Here is a 519-nt window from a genome sequence, read left to right as displayed (position 1 = left end):
GCCGGTTTCCGTCGGATCCTCGTCACCGAGCCCGATCACCCGTATCTGGAGGGCTGGTGGCCGCCGGGGCACGGTCTGGGCTATGAGCACAGTTTCGTGCACCAGGCCCGTGATCTCGTCCATGCCGTCGCCGAGGGGCGGCGTGCCGAGCCGTCGTTCGCCGACGGGCTGCAGGTGCAGCGGGTGCTCGCCGCGGTGGAGGAGAGCGCCGAGAAGAACGCCGTCTACACGCCGATCGCCGTCTGAGGAGGGCTTGCTACAGATGCCGCGCCCGTTCACGCTCTTCACCGGCCAGTGGGCCGATCTGCCGCTGGAGGAAGTGTGCCGTCTGGCCCGTGACTTCGGCTTCGACGGTCTGGAACTCGCCTGCTGGGGCGACCATTTCGAGGTCGACAAGGCCCTGGCCGATCCGGGCTATGTCAAGTCCCGCCGCCAACTGCTGGAGAAGTACGGCCTGAAGTGCTGGGCGGTCTCCAACCACCTGGTCGGCCAGGCCGTCTGCGACGCCATCATCGACGA

Annotated in this window: 2 pseudogenes; both read left to right on the top strand. The window is 67.8% G+C overall.

The features are described from left to right. A pseudogene (locus DI272_RS08865) lies at positions 1 to 246 on the top strand (gfo/Idh/MocA family oxidoreductase); the annotation flags it as partial. A gap of 16 nt (positions 247 to 262) precedes the next feature. Continuing rightward, positions 263 to 519: pseudogene (locus DI272_RS45175) on the top strand (sugar phosphate isomerase/epimerase); the annotation flags it as partial.

Origin of the sequence: Streptomyces sp. Act143 (assembly GCF_003143935.1) — a bacterium.
GTDB lineage: Bacteria > Actinomycetota > Actinomycetes > Streptomycetales > Streptomycetaceae > Streptomyces.
The sequence above is the reverse complement of the archived record's forward strand: the minus strand, read 5'-3'. Positions and strand labels throughout refer to the sequence as shown.